15 protein-coding genes are annotated in these 17,850 nt (G+C 64.6%); 10 read left to right on the top strand and 5 right to left on the bottom strand.

The window, feature by feature from the left end:
* Position 1: 1 nt before the first annotated feature.
* Complete coding sequence (gene phnN, locus IFT98_RS12500; protein ID WP_192048964.1) at positions 2–1,795, bottom strand: phosphonate metabolism protein/1,5-bisphosphokinase (PRPP-forming) PhnN; 1,794 nt, start codon at positions 1,793–1,795, stop codon at positions 2–4.
* Positions 1,796–2,604: 809 nt separating this feature from the next.
* On the opposite strand from phnN, the gene IFT98_RS12495 reads away from it, so the two are divergent.
* The 4 genes from IFT98_RS12495 to IFT98_RS12480 all read left to right on the top strand — a co-directional run bounded on the left by IFT98_RS12495 (position 2,605) and on the right by IFT98_RS12480 (position 6,566).
* Positions 2,605–3,900 (top strand): MFS transporter, encoded by a 1,296-nt coding sequence (locus IFT98_RS12495; RefSeq protein ID WP_192048963.1) that lies wholly within the window; start codon positions 2,605–2,607, stop codon positions 3,898–3,900.
* A gap of 134 nt (positions 3,901–4,034) precedes the next feature.
* Positions 4,035–5,012, top strand: a complete 978-nt coding sequence (locus tag IFT98_RS12490) for an aliphatic sulfonate ABC transporter substrate-binding protein (protein WP_244650948.1) — start codon at positions 4,035–4,037, stop codon at positions 5,010–5,012.
* A 4-nt stretch (positions 5,013–5,016) separates the two neighbouring features.
* On the top strand, positions 5,017–5,856 hold the full coding sequence (locus IFT98_RS12485; RefSeq protein ID WP_192048961.1) for an ABC transporter permease: 840 nt from the start codon (positions 5,017–5,019) through the stop codon (positions 5,854–5,856).
* Entirely contained in the window at positions 5,853–6,566 is a 714-nt protein-coding gene (locus tag IFT98_RS12480; RefSeq protein ID WP_192048960.1) for an ABC transporter ATP-binding protein, read from the top strand. The genes IFT98_RS12485 and IFT98_RS12480 overlap by 4 nt, the downstream gene beginning before the upstream one ends.
* Before the next feature lie 63 nt (positions 6,567–6,629).
* Here the strand turns inward: IFT98_RS12480 and IFT98_RS12475 are convergent, their stop codons facing one another.
* Entirely contained in the window at positions 6,630–7,487 is an 858-nt protein-coding gene (locus tag IFT98_RS12475; protein WP_122715747.1) for an SDR family oxidoreductase, read from the bottom strand.
* Between the two features lie 227 nt (positions 7,488–7,714).
* On the opposite strand from IFT98_RS12475, the gene IFT98_RS12470 reads away from it, so the two are divergent.
* Positions 7,715–7,987: a hypothetical protein gene (locus tag IFT98_RS12470; RefSeq protein WP_122477368.1), complete on the top strand. Its 273-nt coding sequence runs from the start codon at positions 7,715–7,717 to the stop codon at positions 7,985–7,987.
* A gap of 113 nt (positions 7,988–8,100) precedes the next feature.
* Here the strand turns inward: IFT98_RS12470 and IFT98_RS12465 are convergent, their stop codons facing one another.
* A complete protein-coding gene (locus tag IFT98_RS12465) occupies positions 8,101–9,006 on the bottom strand; it encodes a polyprenyl synthetase family protein (RefSeq protein ID WP_192048959.1) in 906 nt (301 codons plus the stop codon).
* A 223-nt stretch (positions 9,007–9,229) separates the two neighbouring features.
* On the opposite strand from IFT98_RS12465, the gene fni reads away from it, so the two are divergent.
* The 5 genes from fni to IFT98_RS12440 are packed head-to-tail and all read left to right on the top strand — an operon-like array spanning position 9,230 to position 15,191.
* A complete protein-coding gene (fni, locus tag IFT98_RS12460; protein WP_192048957.1) occupies positions 9,230–10,276 on the top strand; it encodes a type 2 isopentenyl-diphosphate Delta-isomerase in 1,047 nt (348 codons plus the stop codon).
* On the top strand, positions 10,273–11,547 hold the full coding sequence (locus tag IFT98_RS12455) for a glycosyltransferase (protein ID WP_192048955.1): 1,275 nt from the start codon (positions 10,273–10,275) through the stop codon (positions 11,545–11,547). Before fni ends, IFT98_RS12455 begins: the two co-directional genes overlap by 4 nt.
* Positions 11,544–12,719 (top strand): lycopene beta-cyclase CrtY, encoded by a 1,176-nt coding sequence (crtY, locus tag IFT98_RS12450; RefSeq protein ID WP_192048953.1) that lies wholly within the window; start codon positions 11,544–11,546, stop codon positions 12,717–12,719. The genes IFT98_RS12455 and crtY overlap by 4 nt, the downstream gene beginning before the upstream one ends.
* Complete coding sequence (locus IFT98_RS12445; protein WP_192048951.1) at positions 12,706–14,196, top strand: phytoene desaturase; 1,491 nt, start codon at positions 12,706–12,708, stop codon at positions 14,194–14,196. Before crtY ends, IFT98_RS12445 begins: the two co-directional genes overlap by 14 nt.
* Positions 14,193–15,191, top strand: coding sequence for a phytoene/squalene synthase family protein (locus IFT98_RS12440; protein WP_192048949.1), 999 nt, complete (start codon positions 14,193–14,195; stop codon positions 15,189–15,191). Before IFT98_RS12445 ends, IFT98_RS12440 begins: the two co-directional genes overlap by 4 nt.
* On the opposite strand, the gene IFT98_RS12435 is transcribed toward IFT98_RS12440, so the two are convergent.
* Positions 15,073–15,642 carry a sterol desaturase family protein gene (locus IFT98_RS12435; RefSeq protein ID WP_122715754.1) on the bottom strand — a complete coding sequence of 190 codons (570 nt, stop codon included), beginning with the start codon at positions 15,640–15,642 and terminating at the stop codon, positions 15,073–15,075. The two genes, IFT98_RS12440 and IFT98_RS12435, sit on opposite strands and share 119 nt — an antisense overlap.
* Before the next feature lie 44 nt (positions 15,643–15,686).
* The gene (locus tag IFT98_RS12430; protein WP_192049433.1) at positions 15,687–17,816 is read right to left on the bottom strand and encodes a TonB-dependent receptor domain-containing protein; all 2,130 of its coding nucleotides are present in this window, start codon (positions 17,814–17,816) and stop codon (positions 15,687–15,689) included.
* Between the last annotated feature and the right edge of the window lie 34 nt (positions 17,817–17,850).

Below are 17,850 nucleotides of genomic sequence, written 5' to 3'. Positions count from 1 at the left end.
ATCAACGCAGCGCCGCAAATGCAATTCCGCTGCCGTCTCGAGCGAGCCGAGCCGCACATTCGAGGCTCTCTGCGCTCGCGCCATGGATGACGTAAAGCACGTCACCCTGCGCCACTAGTGCGCCTTTGTTTACCATCAGGTCGATGCCGGCGCCCTTGCCCCGGGGTGCTCCGGCACACCGGGCAATTTCCGCCAGACGCCAGCCGTCGAGTTGCGCGACGTGGCCGTCGCAGGGTGCACGCACTGCGCATGTCAACGCGCTGGGCATGACCGGCGTCCTGCGGCCCTGGGCGTCGATCATGCGCTCGAACGCAGCGAGGGCGCAGCCATCGTCCAACAATTGCTCGGCGCGTCGCCGACCCGCTTCGATGCTGCCGACCTGCGGATCCCAGGCCAGAATGCGTGCGGCGAACAACAGCGCTTTTTCGCGCAGGTCGGCGGGTGCCTGCACGGAGCCTTCGAGCACCCAGCGTACATCGCGTACTTCAAGCGCGGGTCCGATACCGCGCCCGACCGGCCGCGATCCATCGGTGACGAGCGCCACCACCGTCAGGCCCAGCAGCGCACCGACCTGCTCGAACAGCTCGGCCAATGCCTGCGCCTGTTCGCGGGTCGCAAGCTTGGTGCGCGGGCCGAACGGCAGATCGACGATGACATGGGTCGAACCGGCAGTCAGTTTCTTGGACAGAATGGAGGCTACGGCCCAACGCGTGGAGTCGATGCGCAGCGGGCGTGTGATGGTGTTCATCACCTCATCGAGATGTGAATGGTTGAGGCGACCGTTCCATGCAATGCAGGCACCGGTTTCGGCCACGCAGTGGCGCACCTGATCCGGCGTCAATTCAACCTCGGCCAGAACTTCCATGGCGTCGGCCGTGCCGGCCGCCGACGTGATCGCCCGTGACGAGGTCTTGGGCATTACCAACCCATGCGCCGCGACGATCGGCACCACGATCAGGGTGATTCGGCTACCAGGGACACCCCCCATCGAGTGCTTGTCGACCACCATGGGGCGGTCCCAGCGCATGACGGGTGAAAACCGCGTGCGCACCTTGGCCAATGCCACCACTTCAGCATCCGACAGGTGCTGGCTGGCGCTCACCAGGAAGGCGCTGATCTCGCTGTCCGCATAGCGGCCCTCGATGATGTCGCGCAACAACCACTCGTACTGCATCTCGTCCAGCGCGTGACCCTGGAGCTTGCGTGCCAACAACGGCTGGCTGGTCGGCGGGCAGGCATGACGGTGAGCAATGGCCTGAACGGCATTGATGAAACGATCGATGCCTTCGGCCAGCGTGCCGTCGTTGTCGACGCGCTGGGTCTGGATGTCCGTGGGTAGCGCGTCCACCTGTCGCAGCACCCGCGCACTGGCCTGCTCGGCGTTCTCCCGCCCGCGTCCCAGAATGCGCGCGGCGAGCACCTCTGGCGCGGCAGTGACCTCGATCACCACCAACTGCGGGACACGTGCGGCGGCCTCGCGGATCATCCGGCGCGAACCATTGGCGATGACGTGGCCACCCGCCTCCAATACCTGCAGCAGATCGGCGGACAAGCCGTAGCTCAAGCCATGGGCGTGCCAACTGAGTAGGAACTCGCCCGCTGCGGCGCTGGCCTGGAACTGCTCGGCAGTCACACCTGTGTGGTCTTCTCCGGGCGCGCCGCTTGGGCGGGTGATGGTGCGCCGGGCGAACAGGTACCGACCGGTGCTGCCCAATTGGGCACGAGCGCCCTCGATGAGCGAATCCTTTCCCGCTCCGCTAGGGCCGACTACGAAGAAAAAAATGCCCTGCGCCATGAAGATGCTCCGCCTTGCCCGGACCGATGCCGTCCGGCGATTGGCCGGATCGAGCGTGTGGATGAAAGCGACGCGGCGCGAACCCGCTCGCCGACGTCGGCAGTCTACCGCACTCCGGGCTTCCTGATTTATTTGCACCCAACCCTGGCACCCCTGCTGCATGCAGCGAGCACAGCGTTTATCATCGCCGCGCAATGAGCAGCGCAGCGTTCGCGGCCACGGACCGCTCCCACAAGGGTCCGCGTTCATCCGTGGGAGCGGTCATCGGCCGCGAAACAGGCGCTGCGGTGTATCAGGCAGACTGCGGTGCGGCGTTCGCGGCCACAGACCGCTCCCACAAGGGTCCGCGTTCATCCGTGGCAGCGGTCATCGGCCGCGAAACAGGCGCTGCGGTGTATCGAACAGACCGCAGTGCGGCGTTCGCGGCCACGGACCGCTCCCACAAGGGTCCGCGTTCATCCGTAGGAGCGGTCATCGGCCGCGAAACAGGCGCTGCGGTGTATCAGGCAGACCGCAGTACAGCGTTCGCGGCCACGGACCGCTCCCACAAAGGTCCGCGGTCATCCGTGGGAGCGGTCATCGGCCGCGAAACAGGCGCTGCGGTGTATCGGACAGACCGCAGTACAGCGTTCGCGGCCACGGACCGCTCCCACAAAGGTCCGCGGTCATCCGTGGGAGCGGTCATCGGCCGCGAAACAGGCGCTGCGGTGTATCAGGCAGACCGCGGTGCGGCATTCGCGGCCGCTGCCGCTCCCACAAGGTTCGTGGCGGATCATCTACCCCTCTTCCAATGCTTCAGGAGTTCTTGCATGTCATCCATCTCCGGCCTGCCCGAGCACGCAAGCGCTGAAACGTATCGCAAGATCGTCTGGCGGTTGATCCCGTTCCTGTGCTTCTGCTACTTGGCCTCGTACCTCGACCGCATCAACGTGGGCTTCGCCAAACTGCAGATGCTCGACACCCTGCACATGAGCGAAACCGCCTACGGCCTGGGCGCGGGCCTGTTCTTCGTCGGCTACATCCTGTTCGAGGTGCCCAGCAACCTGGTACTGCAGAAGGTCGGCGCGCGCCTGTGGATCGCACGTATCATGATCAGTTGGGGCGTGCTGTCCGGGCTGACAATGTTCGTTACCAGCCAATGGCACTTCTACGTCCTGCGGTTTCTGCTCGGCGCCGCCGAGGCCGGGTTTTTGCCCGGCGTGCTGTTCTACCTGAGCCAATGGTTTCCGTCGTACCGACGCAGCCGCATCATCGCCCTGTTCATGATCGGCCTGCCGCTGTCGAGCCTGATCGGCGGCCCTCTCTCGGGCTGGATCATGGCCAGCTTCGACGGTGTCGGCGGGCTGCACAGCTGGCAGTGGCTGTTCCTCCTCGAAGCCATTCCCACCGTGATACTGGGCGTGCTCTGCCTGGCCATTCTGCCCAATGGCATTGGCGATGCAAAATGGCTGAGCGAGCGCGAGAAACAGCAGTTGCAAGCGGTACTGACCAAAGACGAAAGCGAAAACCGCGGCGGCCACTCGTTTCGTGCAGGCTTCTTCGACATCAAAGTGTGGATGCTTGGCGGCATCGATTTCTCGATTCTGCTGAGCGCCTACGCCATGGGGTTCTGGCTGCCCACTTTCATTCGCAATGCCGGCGTCGCGAATGCCGGCGACATCGGCCTGCTGGTGGCCATTCCCAGCCTTGCCGGACTGATCGGCATGCTGGCCATCGGCGCCAGCTCGGACCGATACCGCGAGCGGCGCTGGCACATCATCGTGCCTTTCATCGTCGGCGCCGCAGCGATGTTTCTCAGCACCTTCTTCACCCAGAACGTGGCGATCACCGTCCTGCTGTTCTCGGTGGCTTCGCTGGCCATCATCGGCGCAGTGCCGGTGTTCTTCAGCCTGCCGGCGACCTTTCTCAAAGGCACGGCAGCGGCCACCGGTTTTGCCCTGGCCTGTTCGCTGGCCAACATTGCCGGCCTGGTCAGCAACTCGCTGATGGGCGTGGTGATGGACCGTTTCCACAGCCCGCAGATCGCCCTGTGGATCTTCGCCGCCTGCCTGCTGCTCAGTTGCCTGCTGGTGCTGGCATTGCCGGCCAAGACCGTCAATCGCTGAGGATGGGTGACTCACAAACGACTGATCGGCAGTCTAAGCTAAGACCCAAAAGGTATTTACAGTTGGTTTTTTAGATCATTTAGGATTGGGATCCGGCGTGCCAGCCGGCTCTCCCCTGCCAAGGAATGATCACCATGACCCTGCTCTCACGCCTGTCCAAACCCCTGCTGGCCGCCGCCGTGGTGCTGGCCGCCTTCGGCAGTACCGCCCAGGCCGCGGCGCCCGCCGAGGTTCGCCTGGACTATGCCTATTACTCGCCCACCAGCCTGGTCCTGCGGCATTTCGGCTGGCTGGAGAAAGCCCTGCCCGGTACCAAGGTCGACTGGGTGCTCAGCCAAGGCAGCAACCGCTCCCTGGAATACCTCAACGGTGGCAGTATCGACTTCGCCTCGACCGCCGGCCTTGCGGCAGTGCTCAGCCGCGCCAATGGCAGCCCGATCAAGACGGTGTACATCGCCAGCCGCCCGGAATGGACGGCCCTGGCCGTGCGCAAGGACTCGCCGATCAAGAGCGTGGCCGATCTCAAAGGCAAGAAGATCGCCGCCACCAAAGGCACCGACCCTTTCCTGTTCACCTTGCGCAGCCTGCAACAGGCTGGGCTGAGCAAGGATGACGTGGAGCTGGTCCACCTGCAGCATGCCGACGGCCGCATTGCCTTGGAACGTGGCGATGTCGACGCCTGGGCCGGGCTTGACCCGCTGCTGGCGGCCAGCCAGCTGCAGGCCGGCTCCCAGTTGCTGTATCGCAACATCGAGTTCAACAGCTACGGGGTGATCAGCGTCACCGAAACATTCGCGGCAGAACACGCCAACACCGTCGAGCAGGTCATCAAGGCCTACGAGCAGGCACGCACCTGGGCGCGGGCACATCCCGATGATCTGGCGGCGCTGCTGGCCAAGGAATCCGGACTGCCGCTGGATGTGGCCAAGCTGCAGCTTTCGCGCACCGATTTCAGCGATGCACAGCCAGGCCCCAAGCAGGTCGAGGCGCTCAAGGCTGCGGCACCGATCCTGACCGCCGAAGGCCTGGTGCGCAAAGGCGTGGACGTCAACGAGGTGGTCGATCGCCTGATCGAGCCGCGCTTCAGCGCTGACGTCATCGGGAAGCAATGAAGCCATGAGCACCTCGGAAGAAACCCTGTCCAGGGTTGCCGCAGCGTCCTCTCGACGCGTCTCGACCGCCTGGCGACGCAGCGCCAAAGGCTGGCTGCTGCCCTGCGTGATCGTCGCGGTGCTGGAAATCGTGGTGCGGGCCGGTTGGATTCCCGCCTACCAGATGCCGGCGCCCAGCGATGTGGCATTGACGCTGGTCGAACTGGCGCAGGGCGCGCTGGGCAAGCACGTGCTCGCCAGCGTGGGCCGCGTGCTCGCGGGTTTCGTCATCGGTGCGTCGCTGGCCCTGGTATTTGCCGCGTGGGTGGGCCTGAGCCGAGAAGCCGAAGCCTATCTGGAGCCGACCTTCGCGGGTCTGCGCGCCATACCGAGCCTGGCCTGGGTGCCCTTGTTGCTGCTCTGGTTGGGCATCGACGAGACGTCCAAGATCGTGCTGATCGCCATCGGCGCGTTTTTTCCGGTGTACGTCAACGGCGTTGCCGCCATTCGCAACATCGACCGCAAGCTGGTCGAGGTCGGCCAGATGTACGGCTTCAATGCCCGTCGACTGACCGTGCGCATCCTGTTACCGGCAGCCATGCCGGGATTGTTCACTGGCCTGCGCAGCGGTTTGAGCATGGCCTGGATGTTTCTGGTCGCCGCCGAATTGATTGCCGCGACCAAAGGCCTGGGTTACCTGCTCAGCGACGGACGCGAAACCTCGCGGCCGGACATCGTGCTGGCAGCGATCCTGGCCCTGGCGGTGCTCGGCAAGCTCAGCGACGGCGTGCTCGCGGCCGTCGAACGGCGTTGCGTCAGCTGGCGCGATGCATTCACCGGTGAAGCCTCGGGGAGCCGCTCATGAACGAGGCCCTGTTGAGCCTCCGCGTCCGGCGCAAGGCATTTGGCGACGCGGTGGTGCTCAAGGACCTGGAACTACAGCTGCAACCCGGTGAGCGGGTCAGCCTGCTGGGGCCCAGTGGTTGCGGCAAGAGCACCCTGCTGCGCATCGCCGCAGGCCTGGATCGGGACTACACCGGTGAGCTCGACAGCGCGGGCCAGTCGGTGGCGTTCGTATTTCAAGAACCGCGGCTGATGCCTTGGCTTGATGTAGAACGCAATATCGGCTTTCACGATGATGGGCTTTACGACCAGGCCTGGGTGCGGCAACTGATAGACGAAGTCGGCCTGGACGGCTTCGCCGAGGCGCTGCCCAAGGCATTGTCTGGCGGCATGGCGCAGCGGGTGGCGATCGCCCGTGGGCTTTATTCCAGGCCCAAGGTGTTGCTGCTGGACGAGCCGTTCAGTGCAGTGGATGCGTTCACCCGAATGAAGCTGCAGGATTTGCTGCTCGATTTGGCGGAGCGCCATGGCATCACATTGTTGCTGGTGACCCACGACGTGGATGAAGCGCTGTATCTGAGCGATCGGGTGTTGGTGATGGGGCACCGGGGCACTGGCATAGTCAGAGACATCGAGGTTGGGCTGGCACGGCCGCGGGATCGGCGTGACCCGCTATTGGCAGGATTGAAGGTACAAGCGTTGACGCAGCTGCAGTTGGCGCATGTGGTTTGATCCCTGCGTATAGCTTGAAGGCCTCTTCGCGGGCAGAGGGCCCGCGAAGAGGTCGCCAATTCCCTACAGAATCGGCTTGCCCCCTGTCACCGCATAGCGCGAACCAGAGATATAGCTGCTCTCATCCGACCCCAGCAACACATAGATAGGCGACACCTCGACCGGCTGGCCCGGACGACCCAGCGGGGTCTCTTCGCCGAAGGTCTTCACCGCTTCCGGTGGCATGGTCGCTGGAATCAATGGCGTCCAGATCGGGCCGGGGGCCACGCTGTTCACACGGATGTTTTTCTTGCCCAGCAACTGCGCCAGGCCGGCAGTGAAGTTGGCAATCGCGCCTTTGGTCGTCGCATAGGGCAGCAGGGTCGGCTTGGGCATGTCCGAGTTGACAGAGCTGGTGTTGATGATCGAACCACCCGACGGCATGTGCGGCACTGCTGCCTTGCAGATGCGAAACATCGCCGTGATGTTGATATCGAAGGTACGCACCCACTCCTCGTCAGGAATCTCGTCCAGGGTTTCGTGGCTCATCTGGAACGCGGCGTTGTTGACCAAAACGTCGATACGGCCGAAACGCTCGACCGTCTTCTCCACGATGGCCAGGCACTGCTCTTTCTCGGCCAGATCGCCTGGCAGGAGCAGACACTGACGCCCGGCTTCCTCGACGTAACGCGCGGTGTCCTTGGCGTCTTCATGCTCATCGAGGTATGAAATCACCACGTCGGCGCCTTCGCGGGCGTAGGCAATTGCCACAGCGCGGCCGATGCCGCTGTCGCCGCCGGTAATCAAGGCGATCTTGTTGGCCATCCGTCCTGAGCCTTTGTAGCTGGTTTCGCCACAGTCGGGGACGGGATTCATCTTCGACTGCGAGCCAGGTACCGATTGCTGCTGCGGCTCGAACGGCGGAGTTGGATAGTTGGCCATGAGTATCTCCATAGGTTGGCAAAGAAAAAGGTGCGCAAAGATGCTTTGCGAAAACGTCCCTCTAAATGGACACGCGTGCAAAGTCGACTTCCCTGCCCGCGGAAAAGTTTGTTTTTTTTCTACGACGCCTGGGTGAGTGTGATTGCAGACGCAAGGAATCTCTCGCGCCTGATCGAGTCACAATGGCGTAACCGATGCATTTTCATTCAGCAGTCAGAGAGGCATTCATGAGCAACGTCGAACTTGAGCACGAAGTACTCACCCGTTTGCTGCACGCGCATCCGCACGGTCTGGGCAAGGAAATTCTCGACAATTATCGCGGCGAGAAGGCAGTGGCTGGAATGATCAAGACGCTGCAGGAAAAAGGCCTGATCCAGGGCAAGCCGGTGACGGTCGAAGACCACGAACCAGCGCTCGAATACCCGATCAAGCTGAGCAGCGCCGGCGTCGACGCCGCGAAGAAACACGATGCGGAAAAAGGCAGCAACCCGCACGCCTGATAACCAGGTAGCGCAGATCTTCAACCGATCGAGCAGCAAAGGGCATCGAGCGTACTCGATGCCCTTTCTCATAAAAGAGCTTCAGGCAGGAAACAGTGCTGCCAGGCGAAAGGTCACGCGCAGGTAGCGGCCTTGACGAATATCAGCTGCAGGAAGCGGCTGATGTGATCATCCTGCGCATAGGCGTCAGCCAGACAGGCGCGCGCCTTGTCCAGATGCTCCTGCAGGCGCCGCTTCACTTCATCCTCACCGCACAACGCCATGAAGGTCGACTTGCCGTCGTCCTTGCCCTGATCCTTGGCGGTGGCTGGGCTGTGATCATGAAGATCGTCATACAGCTGGAAGGCCTGCCCCAGTTCCAGGGCGAAACATTGCAGCACGGCGCGTGTCGGCGGTGGTGCATCGCTGATCAGGTAGGCCATGTCCATGATCGCGCTGAACAGCACACCGGTCTTGAGGTTGTTGGTGGCGGCAATTTCCTCTGCGGTGCGTGGGTGCAGGCCTTCGCGCAGGTCTTGCAGCTGACCCCGGGCCAGACCTTGAGCACCGATGGCGTTGGCCAGTATTTCCACCAACTGGGTACGAATCGAAGGCTTCAGCCCGTCGATGCCCGCCACCACGGCGAAGGCCCGCGACAACAGCGCCACTGCAGCCAGAATGGCAACGTCTTCGCCAAATGCCAGATGCGTGGTGACACGGCCCCGGCGCAGCCTGGCGTCGTCCATGCAGGGCATGTCGTCGAGCACCAGCGACGCGGCATGCACCATCTCCACCGCACAGCCCAGGTCCAGCGCCGCCCGGTCGCTGGCCCCCAAGCCGTTCGACGCCAGGATCAACAGGATCGGGCGCATGCGCTTGCCCGGCGCCAGGGCACCGTCGCGCATCGCCGTGGCCACCAGGTCGCGCTCGTTGCTTGGCATGGGCAGCAAGGCGTCCAGGCGCGCTTCGATGGTCGTGCGCAACAAGGCCATGTGCTCGGTGAAACCGCTATCGCTGGTCGCAGACGTATCAGCTGTCATCGTTCCCTCTGTTCTTGTTTCGAGTCCTGCGGCAGCCGGAGACGAGGTGTCGGCATGGCTTGGCGGGGGCAGCTGCGTTCGCAAACAAGGAACGACTGCGCAGCGACGGTGCCTGAGCCTGTGAAGATGGACATACGTTATGCGAATATGAGCGCGCCGTACAACTCTCTACCATGGACAGACCGCAGGCGGCCGTAAATGATTCCTGAGCAATGGAGCTGACATGAAGCACGACGAGTTGAGCCGACGCAAGGATGACCACCTGGACATCGTTCTGGACCCGCTCAGGGCCGGTACACGGGCGGGCGCCGGCTGGGACGCGGTCCAGTTCGAACACTGTGCGCTGCCCGAACTGGACTTGGCAGGCATCGACCTGAGCAGCTCGTTGCTCGACATCGCCCTGCGCGCGCCCCTGCTGATCAGTTCCATGACCGGTGGCGCCCAGCGTTCCGTGGCGATAAACCGTCACCTGGCCGAAGCAGCGCAAGCCCTGGGCATCGCCATGGGTGTCGGCTCGCAGCGAGTCAGCCTGCAGACCGGCAACGACCAGGGGCTCACCCGCGACCTGCGGCGCATCGCCCCGGACATTCCGCTGCTGGCCAACATCGGTGCGGCGCAGTTGCTCGAGAAAGGCGGCATGGACCTTGCCCATCGTGCGGTCGACACCCTCGAAGCGAACGGCTTGATCATCCATCTCAACCCGCTGCAGGAGGCGGTTCAGCCTGAAGGCGACCGGCACTGGCGCGGCGTGCTGGCGCAGATCGCCCGTGCAGTGACCGTTCTGAAAGTCCCGGTGGTGATCAAGGAAGTCGGCGCCGGGCTCTCGGCCAGCGTGGCCCAGACCTTGGTCGAGGCCGGCGTGCAGGTCATTGATGTCGCGGGCGCGGGCGGCACCAGTTGGGCCGCAGTCGAAGGCGAGCGGGCCACTCGAGCGGCCGATCGCGCGGTGGCCATGGCATTTGCCGGCTGGGGCATCCCCACGGCGACCTGCATCCAGACCGTGCGCCAAGCCTTGCCGCAGGTCCGCCTGATTGCCTCCGGCGGCGTGCGCGATGGCGTCGATGCGGCCAAGGCCATTCGCCTGGGCGCGGACATCGTTGGCCAGGCCGCTGCCGTGCTGCCAGGCGCAACGCTGTCGACCGAAGCGGTCATCGAACACTTCGAGGTGGTCATCCGCCAACTGCGCGTGGCCTGCTTCTGTACCGGCTCGGCCAATCTGGCGGGCTTGCGCCATGCCCGCCTGCTGGGTCCGCAGGCCCCGCCCCGATGAGCCACTTCGGTGTCGTGGCGCCCGCTTACTACAGTCATTTTCACGCGCTGCAGGCGTTGGCCGAGGAACTGATGCGACGAGGCCACCGTGTCACGTTCTTCCACCAGGGGGACGCCGCGCGCTGGGTCACGGCTCCCGGCATCGGCTATGCGGTGCTGGGCCAGGCCAGCCATCCGCCCGGCAGCCTGCAGCGCAGCCTGCGCCTGGCGGCAAACCCAGGCACACCATGGGGCCTGCGGCAGATCATCGAGCAGTTGGCAGCGACCACCCGCATGTTCTGCGACGAGCTGCCGGCAGCTTTGGCGCAACACGGCGTCGACGCGCTGCTGTGCGATCAGATGGAGGCTGCAGGCGGCCTGGTTGCAGAGAGCCTGGGGCTCCCCTTCGTCTCGATAGCCTGCGCCCTGCCGGTCAACCGTGAGCCGGGCCTGCCGTTGCCGGTAATGCCCTTCGCCTATGCCACGGACGAGCGCAGCCTGCACATGTACCGTGGCAGCACCCAGGTCTACGACTGGTTGATGAAGCCCCATGCGCGCGCCATCCAGAGCGCTGCGAAAACCCTCGGCCTGGCACCGCGCAGTGCGCTGCACGAATGTCTTTCGCCGCTGGCGCAGATCAGCCAGACCCTGGCCGGCTTCGACTTTCCCCGCCAGCACGCCCCGCCCCACCTGCACGCCGTTGGCCCGCTGCGTGCCGCTGCTACTCAGGGCCAGGGGCACTGGCCTATCGACCCGCAACGCCCGTTCGTTTTCGCCAGCCTGGGCACCCTGCAAGGCCAGCGCCTGGGCATGTTCGAGCAGATCGCCAAAGCCTGTCGGCGACTCGACGGGCAGTTGCTGATTGCCCACTGCGGCCTGCTCGACCCAGCTGCGGAGCAACGCCTGCACCGCCTGGGCGCAACCTGGGTGACCGATTTCGCCCCGCAGCAGTGGGCCCTCGAGCAGGCCGATGCGGTGATCACCCACGGCGGGTTGAATACGGTCATGGATGCCATCGCCAGCTCGACGCCCATGCTGGTGATGCCCATCGCCTTCGACCAGCCAGGCGTGGCGGCGCGGGTGCGCCATCACGGCCTCGGACGTCAGGTGCAACGCCGCGCGCGGTCTTCACGCATCGCCCAGGTGCTGCGCGAGGTCCTGGAGATGCCGACACCGGCCTTTGCCCGCTTGAAGGCAGAACTGGCCAGCGCGGGCGGCACCAGCAAGGCGGCGGATATCGTCGAAACCGCGGTGCGCACGCGACAACCCGTAGTGGCCGGAGCCCTGTCATGACCTACGACCTGATCCTCGCCGGCGCCGGCCTGGCCAATGGCCTGATTGCCTGGCGACTGCGCCAGGTGCGCCCGGAACTCAAGGTACTGTGTATCGATTCGCAGCAGAGCCTGGGTGGCAACCATACCTGGTCGTTCCACGATGGCGACCTCAGCGCCGAGCAGCATCACTGGATCGAGCCGCTGGTGGTCAAACGCTGGCCTTGCTACCAGGTGCATTTTGCCGACGTCTCGCGGCGGCTCGACAGCGGCTATGCCAGCATCACCAGCGAGCGCTTTGCCGAGGTCATCACCCAGGCCCTGGGCTCGAGCCTGCGCCTGGGCGAAACCATTGCCGAACTGGGTCCGCGACACGTGCGCCTGGCCAGCGGCGAGACGCTGCAGGCCCATGCAGTGATCGACGGCCGCGGCGTGCAGCCCAGTCGCCACCTGGTGCTGGGCCAGCAGGCATTCGTCGGTCAGCTGTTGCGTCTGCAACGCCCCCACGGCCTGCTGGGACCCATCATCATGGACGCGCGGGTCAGTCAAGGCGAAGGCTATCGCTTCGTCTATGTGTTGCCGTTCACGGCTGATACGGTGCTGGTCGAAGACACTCACTACGTCGATCGCCACACCTTGACCACCGAGCAGTTGCGCGAGCACATCGCCGACTACGTGCGCTGGCAGGGCTGGACAATCGCCGAATGCCTGCGCGAAGAACAGGGCGTATTGCCGATCACCCTGGCCGGCGATTTCGATGCGTTCTGGCAGCAAGCCGCCGGCCAGCCCCTTTCCGGCCTGCGCGCTGGCCTGTTTCACTGCACCACCGGCTACTCGCTGCCCCATGCGGTGCGGCTGGCCCAGTGGCTGGCGGAGCAGACCGACATGGACGCCGATCGACTGTTCACCGGTATCCGCGAACACGCTCGCCAGCAATGGCAGGCGCAAGGGTTCTACCGCCTGCTCAACCGCATGTTGTTCCTGGCCGGCAAGCCTCAGGATCGCTGGCGGGTGATGCAACGCTTCTACCGCTTGTCGCCTGCGCTGATCAGTCGATTCTATGCAGGCCAAAACCACTGGCGTGACCGCGCCCGCATTCTCGTCGGCAAGCCTCCGGTGCCCGTCGACGAGGCCGTGCGCGCCGCCCTCAGATCTTCTCCCCGGCAGTTCGAGAACCCCCATGAATCCAGCTAAAACCGCCATCGTCATCGGCGCAGGCTTCGGCGGCCTGGCCCTGGCGATCCGTCTGCAGGCCGCAGGCATCCATACCACCCTGCTGGAGAAGCGTGACCAGCCCGGAGGCCGAGCCTATGTCTACCGCGACCAGGGCTTCACCTTCGACGCCGGCCCCACAGTGATCACCGACCCTTCGGCCATCGAAGAGCTGTTCACCCTGAGTGGCAAGCGCATGGCCGACTACGTCGATCTGCTGCCGGTCAAGCCGTTCTACCGGCTGTGCTGGGAAGACGGCACGAAGTTCGACTATGCCAACGATCAGGCCGAACTGGATCGACAGATCCATGCCCTGAATCCCCTGGACGTCGCCGGCTACCAGCGCTTTCTGGCTTACTCGCAGGCGGTATTCAAGGAGGGCTACCTCAAGCTGGGGGCGGTGCCTTTCCTGTCGTTTCGCGACATGCTCCAGGCGGGCCCGCAACTGGCCCGGTTACAGGCGTGGCGCAGCGTCTACTCGATGGTTTCAAGCTTCATCGAGCATGATCAGTTGCGCCAGGCGTTCTCGTTCCACTCGCTGCTGGTGGGCGGCAACCCGTTCGCCACCTCGTCTATCTATACCCTGATCCATGCCCTGGAACGCGAATGGGGCGTGTGGTTTCCAAAGGGCGGCACTGGAGCGCTGGTGCAGGGCATGGTCAAGCTGTTCCAGGACCTGGGCGGCACCGTGGAATTGAATGCCGAAGTGGCGAAGATCGACGTCGAGAACGATCGGGCCACGGCAGTGCATGCGCGCGACGGTCGCAGCTGGCACGCCGACTGCCTGGCTTCCAACGCCGACGTGGTGCATACCTACGCCGACCTGCTGGGCGAACACCCGCGCGGTCGACGCGAGGGCAAGCGCCTCAAGGGCAAGCGCTTCAGCAATTCGCTGTTCGTCATCCATTTCGGTCTGAAGCGCCCGCAACCGCAGTTGCAACACCATACGGTGTGCTTCGGTGCGCGTTACCAGGCGCTGATCCACGAGATTTTCAACGGCGCCGAGCTCGCCACGGATTTCTCCCTCTACCTGCACGCGCCCTGCGTCACCGACCCCAGCCTGGCGCCACCTGGCTGTTCGAGCCACTACGTGTTGTCGCCGGTTCCTCACCTGGGCAATGCGGCCATCGACTGGTCGGTGCAGGGTCCGCTGTACCGCGACCGGATCTTCGAATACCTGGAAGAGCACTACATTCCCGGCTTGCGCGAAGATCTGGTCACCTGTCGTATCTTCACCCCGGATGATTTCCAGACCGAACTCAATGCGCACCTGGGCTCGGCATTTTCGCTTGAGCCGGTGTTGCAGCAGAGTGCCTGGTTCCGCCCGCACAACCGCGATGCGCAGTTGAGCAACGTCTACCTGGTGGGCGCCGGCACCCATCCCGGCGCTGGCGTGCCGGGGGTGATCGGCTCGGCCAAGGCGACTGCCGGGCTGATGATCGCGGACCTGCATCCATGAGCACGTCGGCGCCGGATCCGGCGCTGCGCGAACACGCCGAGCAGAGCATCGCCGTCGGTTCGAAAAGCTTCGCGGCAGCCGCCAAGCTGTTCGACGAACGCACGCGGCGCAGTGCGGTGATGCTGTATGCCTGGTGCCGCCACTGCGACGACGTGATCGACGGGCAACAGGCGGGTCACGACGCGATGTCGATCACCCCGCAGGAGGCACAGCGTCGACTGGCCCTGCTGCAGGCCCAGACCCGTGCGGTGTATGCCGGGGAGCCTGCGAGCGAACCGGCGTTTGCCGCGTTTGCCGAGGTCGTGCGCGAGCACGGCATTCCCGAGCACAACGCGATGGAACACCTGGCCGGGTTTGAAATGGACGTGGTGAACCGCCGCTATCACACCCAGGACGACACGCTGCAGTACTGCTATCACGTAGCGGGCGTGGTCGGCCTGATGATGGCGCGGGTGATGGGCACTGACGATCCACGTACCTTGGATCGGGCCTGTGACCTGGGGCTGGCGTTTCAGCTGACCAATATTGCCCGCGACATCGTCGAGGACGCGCGGGTCGGCCGCTGCTATCTGCCGGCACAGTGGCTGGATGAGTTGAACATTCCGCTCCAGGACCTGGCGGCGCCGCAGCATCGCCCGGCGGTGGCGGTACTTGCCCGGCGCCTGGTCGAGCTGGCCGAACCCTACTATGCCAGCGCCCAGGCGGGACTGGCTGCCCTGCCCTGGCGCTCGGCCTGGGCCGTGGCAACTGCTGCTGCCGTTTACCGACAGATCGGCGTGAAGGTGGTTGCAGCGGGCAGCCACGCGTGGGATGCGCGCGTCTCAACCTCGAAGGCGGAAAAGCTGGCGGCCGTCAGTCAGGGCGGCTGGCGCGCCGTCAGCGCTCGCTGGCGGCAGTGGCCGCAGCGCCCTGCGCAGCTGTGGAGTCGGCCTCATCCGCCTTGCGCAGCGGCCCCTGGTGCAACGCGCGAAGCTGAGCACGCAGACGCGTCGTAGAGGGCGCGAACAGAAAGCCGAAGGAGACGCAGCGCTCCTTGCCCTCTACCGCGTGGTGCATCAAGTGCGCCTGGTAGAGGCGCTTGAGGTAGCCACGCCGGGGCACCAGGTGGAAAGGCCAGCGCCGGTGCACCAGCCCATCGTGAACCACGAAATACAGTGCGCCATAGGCAGTCATGCCCGCGCCGATCCACTCCAGCGGATGCAGGCCCTGGGTCCCCAGGGCAATCAGCACGATTGCCAGCCCTGCGAACACCACCGCGTACAGGTCGTTCTTCTCGAACCAGCCGGTGCGCGGCTCGTGATGGGAGCGATGCCAACCCCAGCCCCAGCCATGCATGAGGTACTTGTGGGCCAGGTAGGCAACGCCTTCCATGGCCGCCAGAGTGATGAAAAAAACCAGGCTGTTGAGGATCACTGCTGCTCTCTGCCAAGACGGGTAGGCCACCATCTTAACGCAACCGGCGCGACCCTGGCCGGCTGCTCATCGCCTGGCTAGCGCAAGCTCCAGGAAATGCCGGCGTAGACACCCAGGCCGTCGCCGGGGGTCGAGCGCGCCACGTCACGGCCCTGATCGTCGTAGCCCGGAGTGACGGTGCTGGCATAGCGTTTGTTGGTCAGGTTACGAACGTCCAGCCAGGTCTGCCAGGTGTCGTCCGGCGCGGCATAGCCCAGGCTGGCACCGAACAGGGTATACGGCGCCGCGTAATAGGAATTGGCGTAGTCCACGGCAATGCGCGATGCGTGCTGCACGTTGAGACCGGTATATACGCCGCTGGGGTGGTCATAGCGCAGTTCGGCCTGGTAGTAATGTTCGGGCAAACCCGGCAGGCGGTTGTCGCCGAAACGCGCATCGTCCCGGTAGTGGAAGTCGCTGTAGGTATAGGTTTGTCGCAGTGCCAGGCGACCGGCCTGGCGGCCGTCCCACAAGAGGCTGTCCAACGCCAGCTCGACACCTTGATGCACCGTGGGGCTGGCATTGGCCTCGCCAATCACCTGCGAGCGCGTGGCCGTGGCGGCCTGGGTCTCGACGCTGAGCAGTTCGTGGCGCACCTGCGAGTAATACCAGGCCAGGTCCCATTGACCGAACCAGGCCTCCCCTCGTCCGCCCAGTTCCAGGGTGGTCGCACTCTGGTTGTCGAGTTCGACGCCGTTGCTCTGCAAACCCGTGGCGGCACCGCTGCCCGGCGCGAAGTAGCGGTTGGAACCCCAGATCATCGACCACGGGTGCGGCGGTTCCACCGAACGGCTGAGGTTGCCGAATACCTGCAACTGCGGGCTGTAGTCGTAGCGCAGGCCCAGCCGCGGCGCGTAGTCCCAGGCGTGCAGGCTGACGCGGTCATTGGTCACCGGGTAGCTGACTTCCGTCTCGCGGCGCGTGTACAGGGCGGCCAATCCACTGGTCAGCCAGAGGTCCGGCAGCAGCTCCAGTTCGTTGCTGAAGTACAGCGTATGGTCGGAACCCTGGTAGCTGTAATCGCGGGTGCGCGTGCCAGGTGCGTACCCGGCCGTGTTGCCGACCGGCACGCGGACGAATTCCGATACGCCGGAATTGGGCAGCGCCTTGGTGCTGCGCCACCCCACTGTGGTCTTGCTGGCATGCCCGAGCAGGACGTCCTGGCGCACATAGTTCAACGTGCCGCTGACATCGGTGTAGGCCACCTTCATGCGATTGGTGCCTTCGCGCAGGTCCATCGGGTAGTCGTGATAGACCAGCCCGGCTTCCAGCCGGGCATCGTCGTCCAGGTGCCAGGTGGTCTTGTTGGCCAGCCAGGTACTGCCCGGCTGGATGCGCTTGGAGTCACGCGCCAGGTTCAGGCCATTGGCCGCGCGGGGATCGTGGGCGATCTGCGCACGGGTCAGTCTGCCGGGCGTGTCGTTGTCGGTCTCGCGATAGCGGAAGAAAAACCGGGTCTCCAACTGCGGGCTGAAGCGATAGCCGAAGTTGCCTGCGGCGCCACGGCTGCCGCCGGCGCTCTGGTCCTGGAAGCCGTCGTAGCTGGAATCGGTCACGCTGAAATAATAGTCGGCATCCCCCAGCACCTGGCCGGAACTGACCTGGCGCTTGCTGTAGCCATGGCTGCCCACTTCGTAGCGCAGCTGCAATCTGGCGGCGTCGTAGCCAGTGTGCGTGACATAGTTGATGGCGCCGCCCAGGGCCAGCGCGCCGCGGTCGAAACCGTTGGCACCGCGCAGCACCTCGACACGACTCAGCCACAGCGGTTCGAGCAACTCATAGGGCGTGCCGCCGGGGCCAGTCAACGGCAAGCCGTCGAACATCTGGTACAGCCCCGAAGAATGCGCGCCGGGACCACGGTTGATGCCCGAACCGCGGATGGAGATTTTCGCACCTTCGTTGTTGGCAGATCGGGCATAGATGCCTGCCTGATTCCTGAACAGGTCTTCGTTGCCCGCCAGCCGGCCGCGTCCGATTGTGGTGGTGTCGATGATGTTGGTACCGCCCGGTACCGAGCGCAATGCCAGCCCTGCCTCGTCCAGCTCGCTCAAGCGGGCCTCGCTGACCTCGAAAGCCGGCAACTCCATGACCTGGGCCGCGAGGGCGCACGAAGGTACGCCGAATACGGCTGCCAGACTCAAGGCGGGCCATCGGGGCGCGCGAGGCATGGCAATTGAAGACAGCCAGTGGAAACGGCCCCGG

Origin of the sequence: Pseudomonas sp. CFBP 8770 (genome assembly GCF_014841705.1) — a bacterium.
Lineage (GTDB): Bacteria > Pseudomonadota > Gammaproteobacteria > Pseudomonadales > Pseudomonadaceae > Aquipseudomonas.
This window is presented reverse-complemented; position numbering and strand designations above follow the sequence as displayed.

Excerpts from the sequence above, each read along its gene's own strand:
- IFT98_RS12475 (WP_122715747.1), bottom strand. The coding sequence starts at position 7,487 with ATGGCCAACTATCCAACTCCGCCGTTCGAGCCGCAGCAGCAATCGGTA.
- fni (WP_192048957.1), top strand. The coding sequence starts at position 9,230 with ATGAAGCACGACGAGTTGAGCCGACGCAAGGATGACCACCTGGACATC.
- IFT98_RS12440 (WP_192048949.1), top strand. The coding sequence starts at position 14,193 with ATGAGCACGTCGGCGCCGGATCCGGCGCTGCGCGAACACGCCGAGCAG.
- IFT98_RS12430 (WP_192049433.1), bottom strand. The coding sequence starts at position 17,816 with ATGCCTCGCGCGCCCCGATGGCCCGCCTTGAGTCTGGCAGCCGTATTC.
- crtY (WP_192048953.1), top strand. The coding sequence starts at position 11,544 with ATGACCTACGACCTGATCCTCGCCGGCGCCGGCCTGGCCAATGGCCTG.
- IFT98_RS12480 (WP_192048960.1), top strand. The coding sequence starts at position 5,853 with ATGAACGAGGCCCTGTTGAGCCTCCGCGTCCGGCGCAAGGCATTTGGC.
- IFT98_RS12495 (WP_192048963.1), top strand. The coding sequence starts at position 2,605 with ATGTCATCCATCTCCGGCCTGCCCGAGCACGCAAGCGCTGAAACGTAT.
- IFT98_RS12470 (WP_122477368.1), top strand. The coding sequence starts at position 7,715 with ATGAGCAACGTCGAACTTGAGCACGAAGTACTCACCCGTTTGCTGCAC.
- IFT98_RS12455 (WP_192048955.1), top strand. The coding sequence starts at position 10,273 with ATGAGCCACTTCGGTGTCGTGGCGCCCGCTTACTACAGTCATTTTCAC.
- IFT98_RS12445 (WP_192048951.1), top strand. The coding sequence starts at position 12,706 with ATGAATCCAGCTAAAACCGCCATCGTCATCGGCGCAGGCTTCGGCGGC.
- IFT98_RS12490 (WP_244650948.1), top strand. The coding sequence starts at position 4,035 with ATGACCCTGCTCTCACGCCTGTCCAAACCCCTGCTGGCCGCCGCCGTG.
- IFT98_RS12485 (WP_192048961.1), top strand. The coding sequence starts at position 5,017 with ATGAGCACCTCGGAAGAAACCCTGTCCAGGGTTGCCGCAGCGTCCTCT.
- phnN (WP_192048964.1), bottom strand. The coding sequence starts at position 1,795 with ATGGCGCAGGGCATTTTTTTCTTCGTAGTCGGCCCTAGCGGAGCGGGA.
- IFT98_RS12435 (WP_122715754.1), bottom strand. The coding sequence starts at position 15,642 with ATGGTGGCCTACCCGTCTTGGCAGAGAGCAGCAGTGATCCTCAACAGC.
- IFT98_RS12465 (WP_192048959.1), bottom strand. The coding sequence starts at position 9,006 with ATGACAGCTGATACGTCTGCGACCAGCGATAGCGGTTTCACCGAGCAC.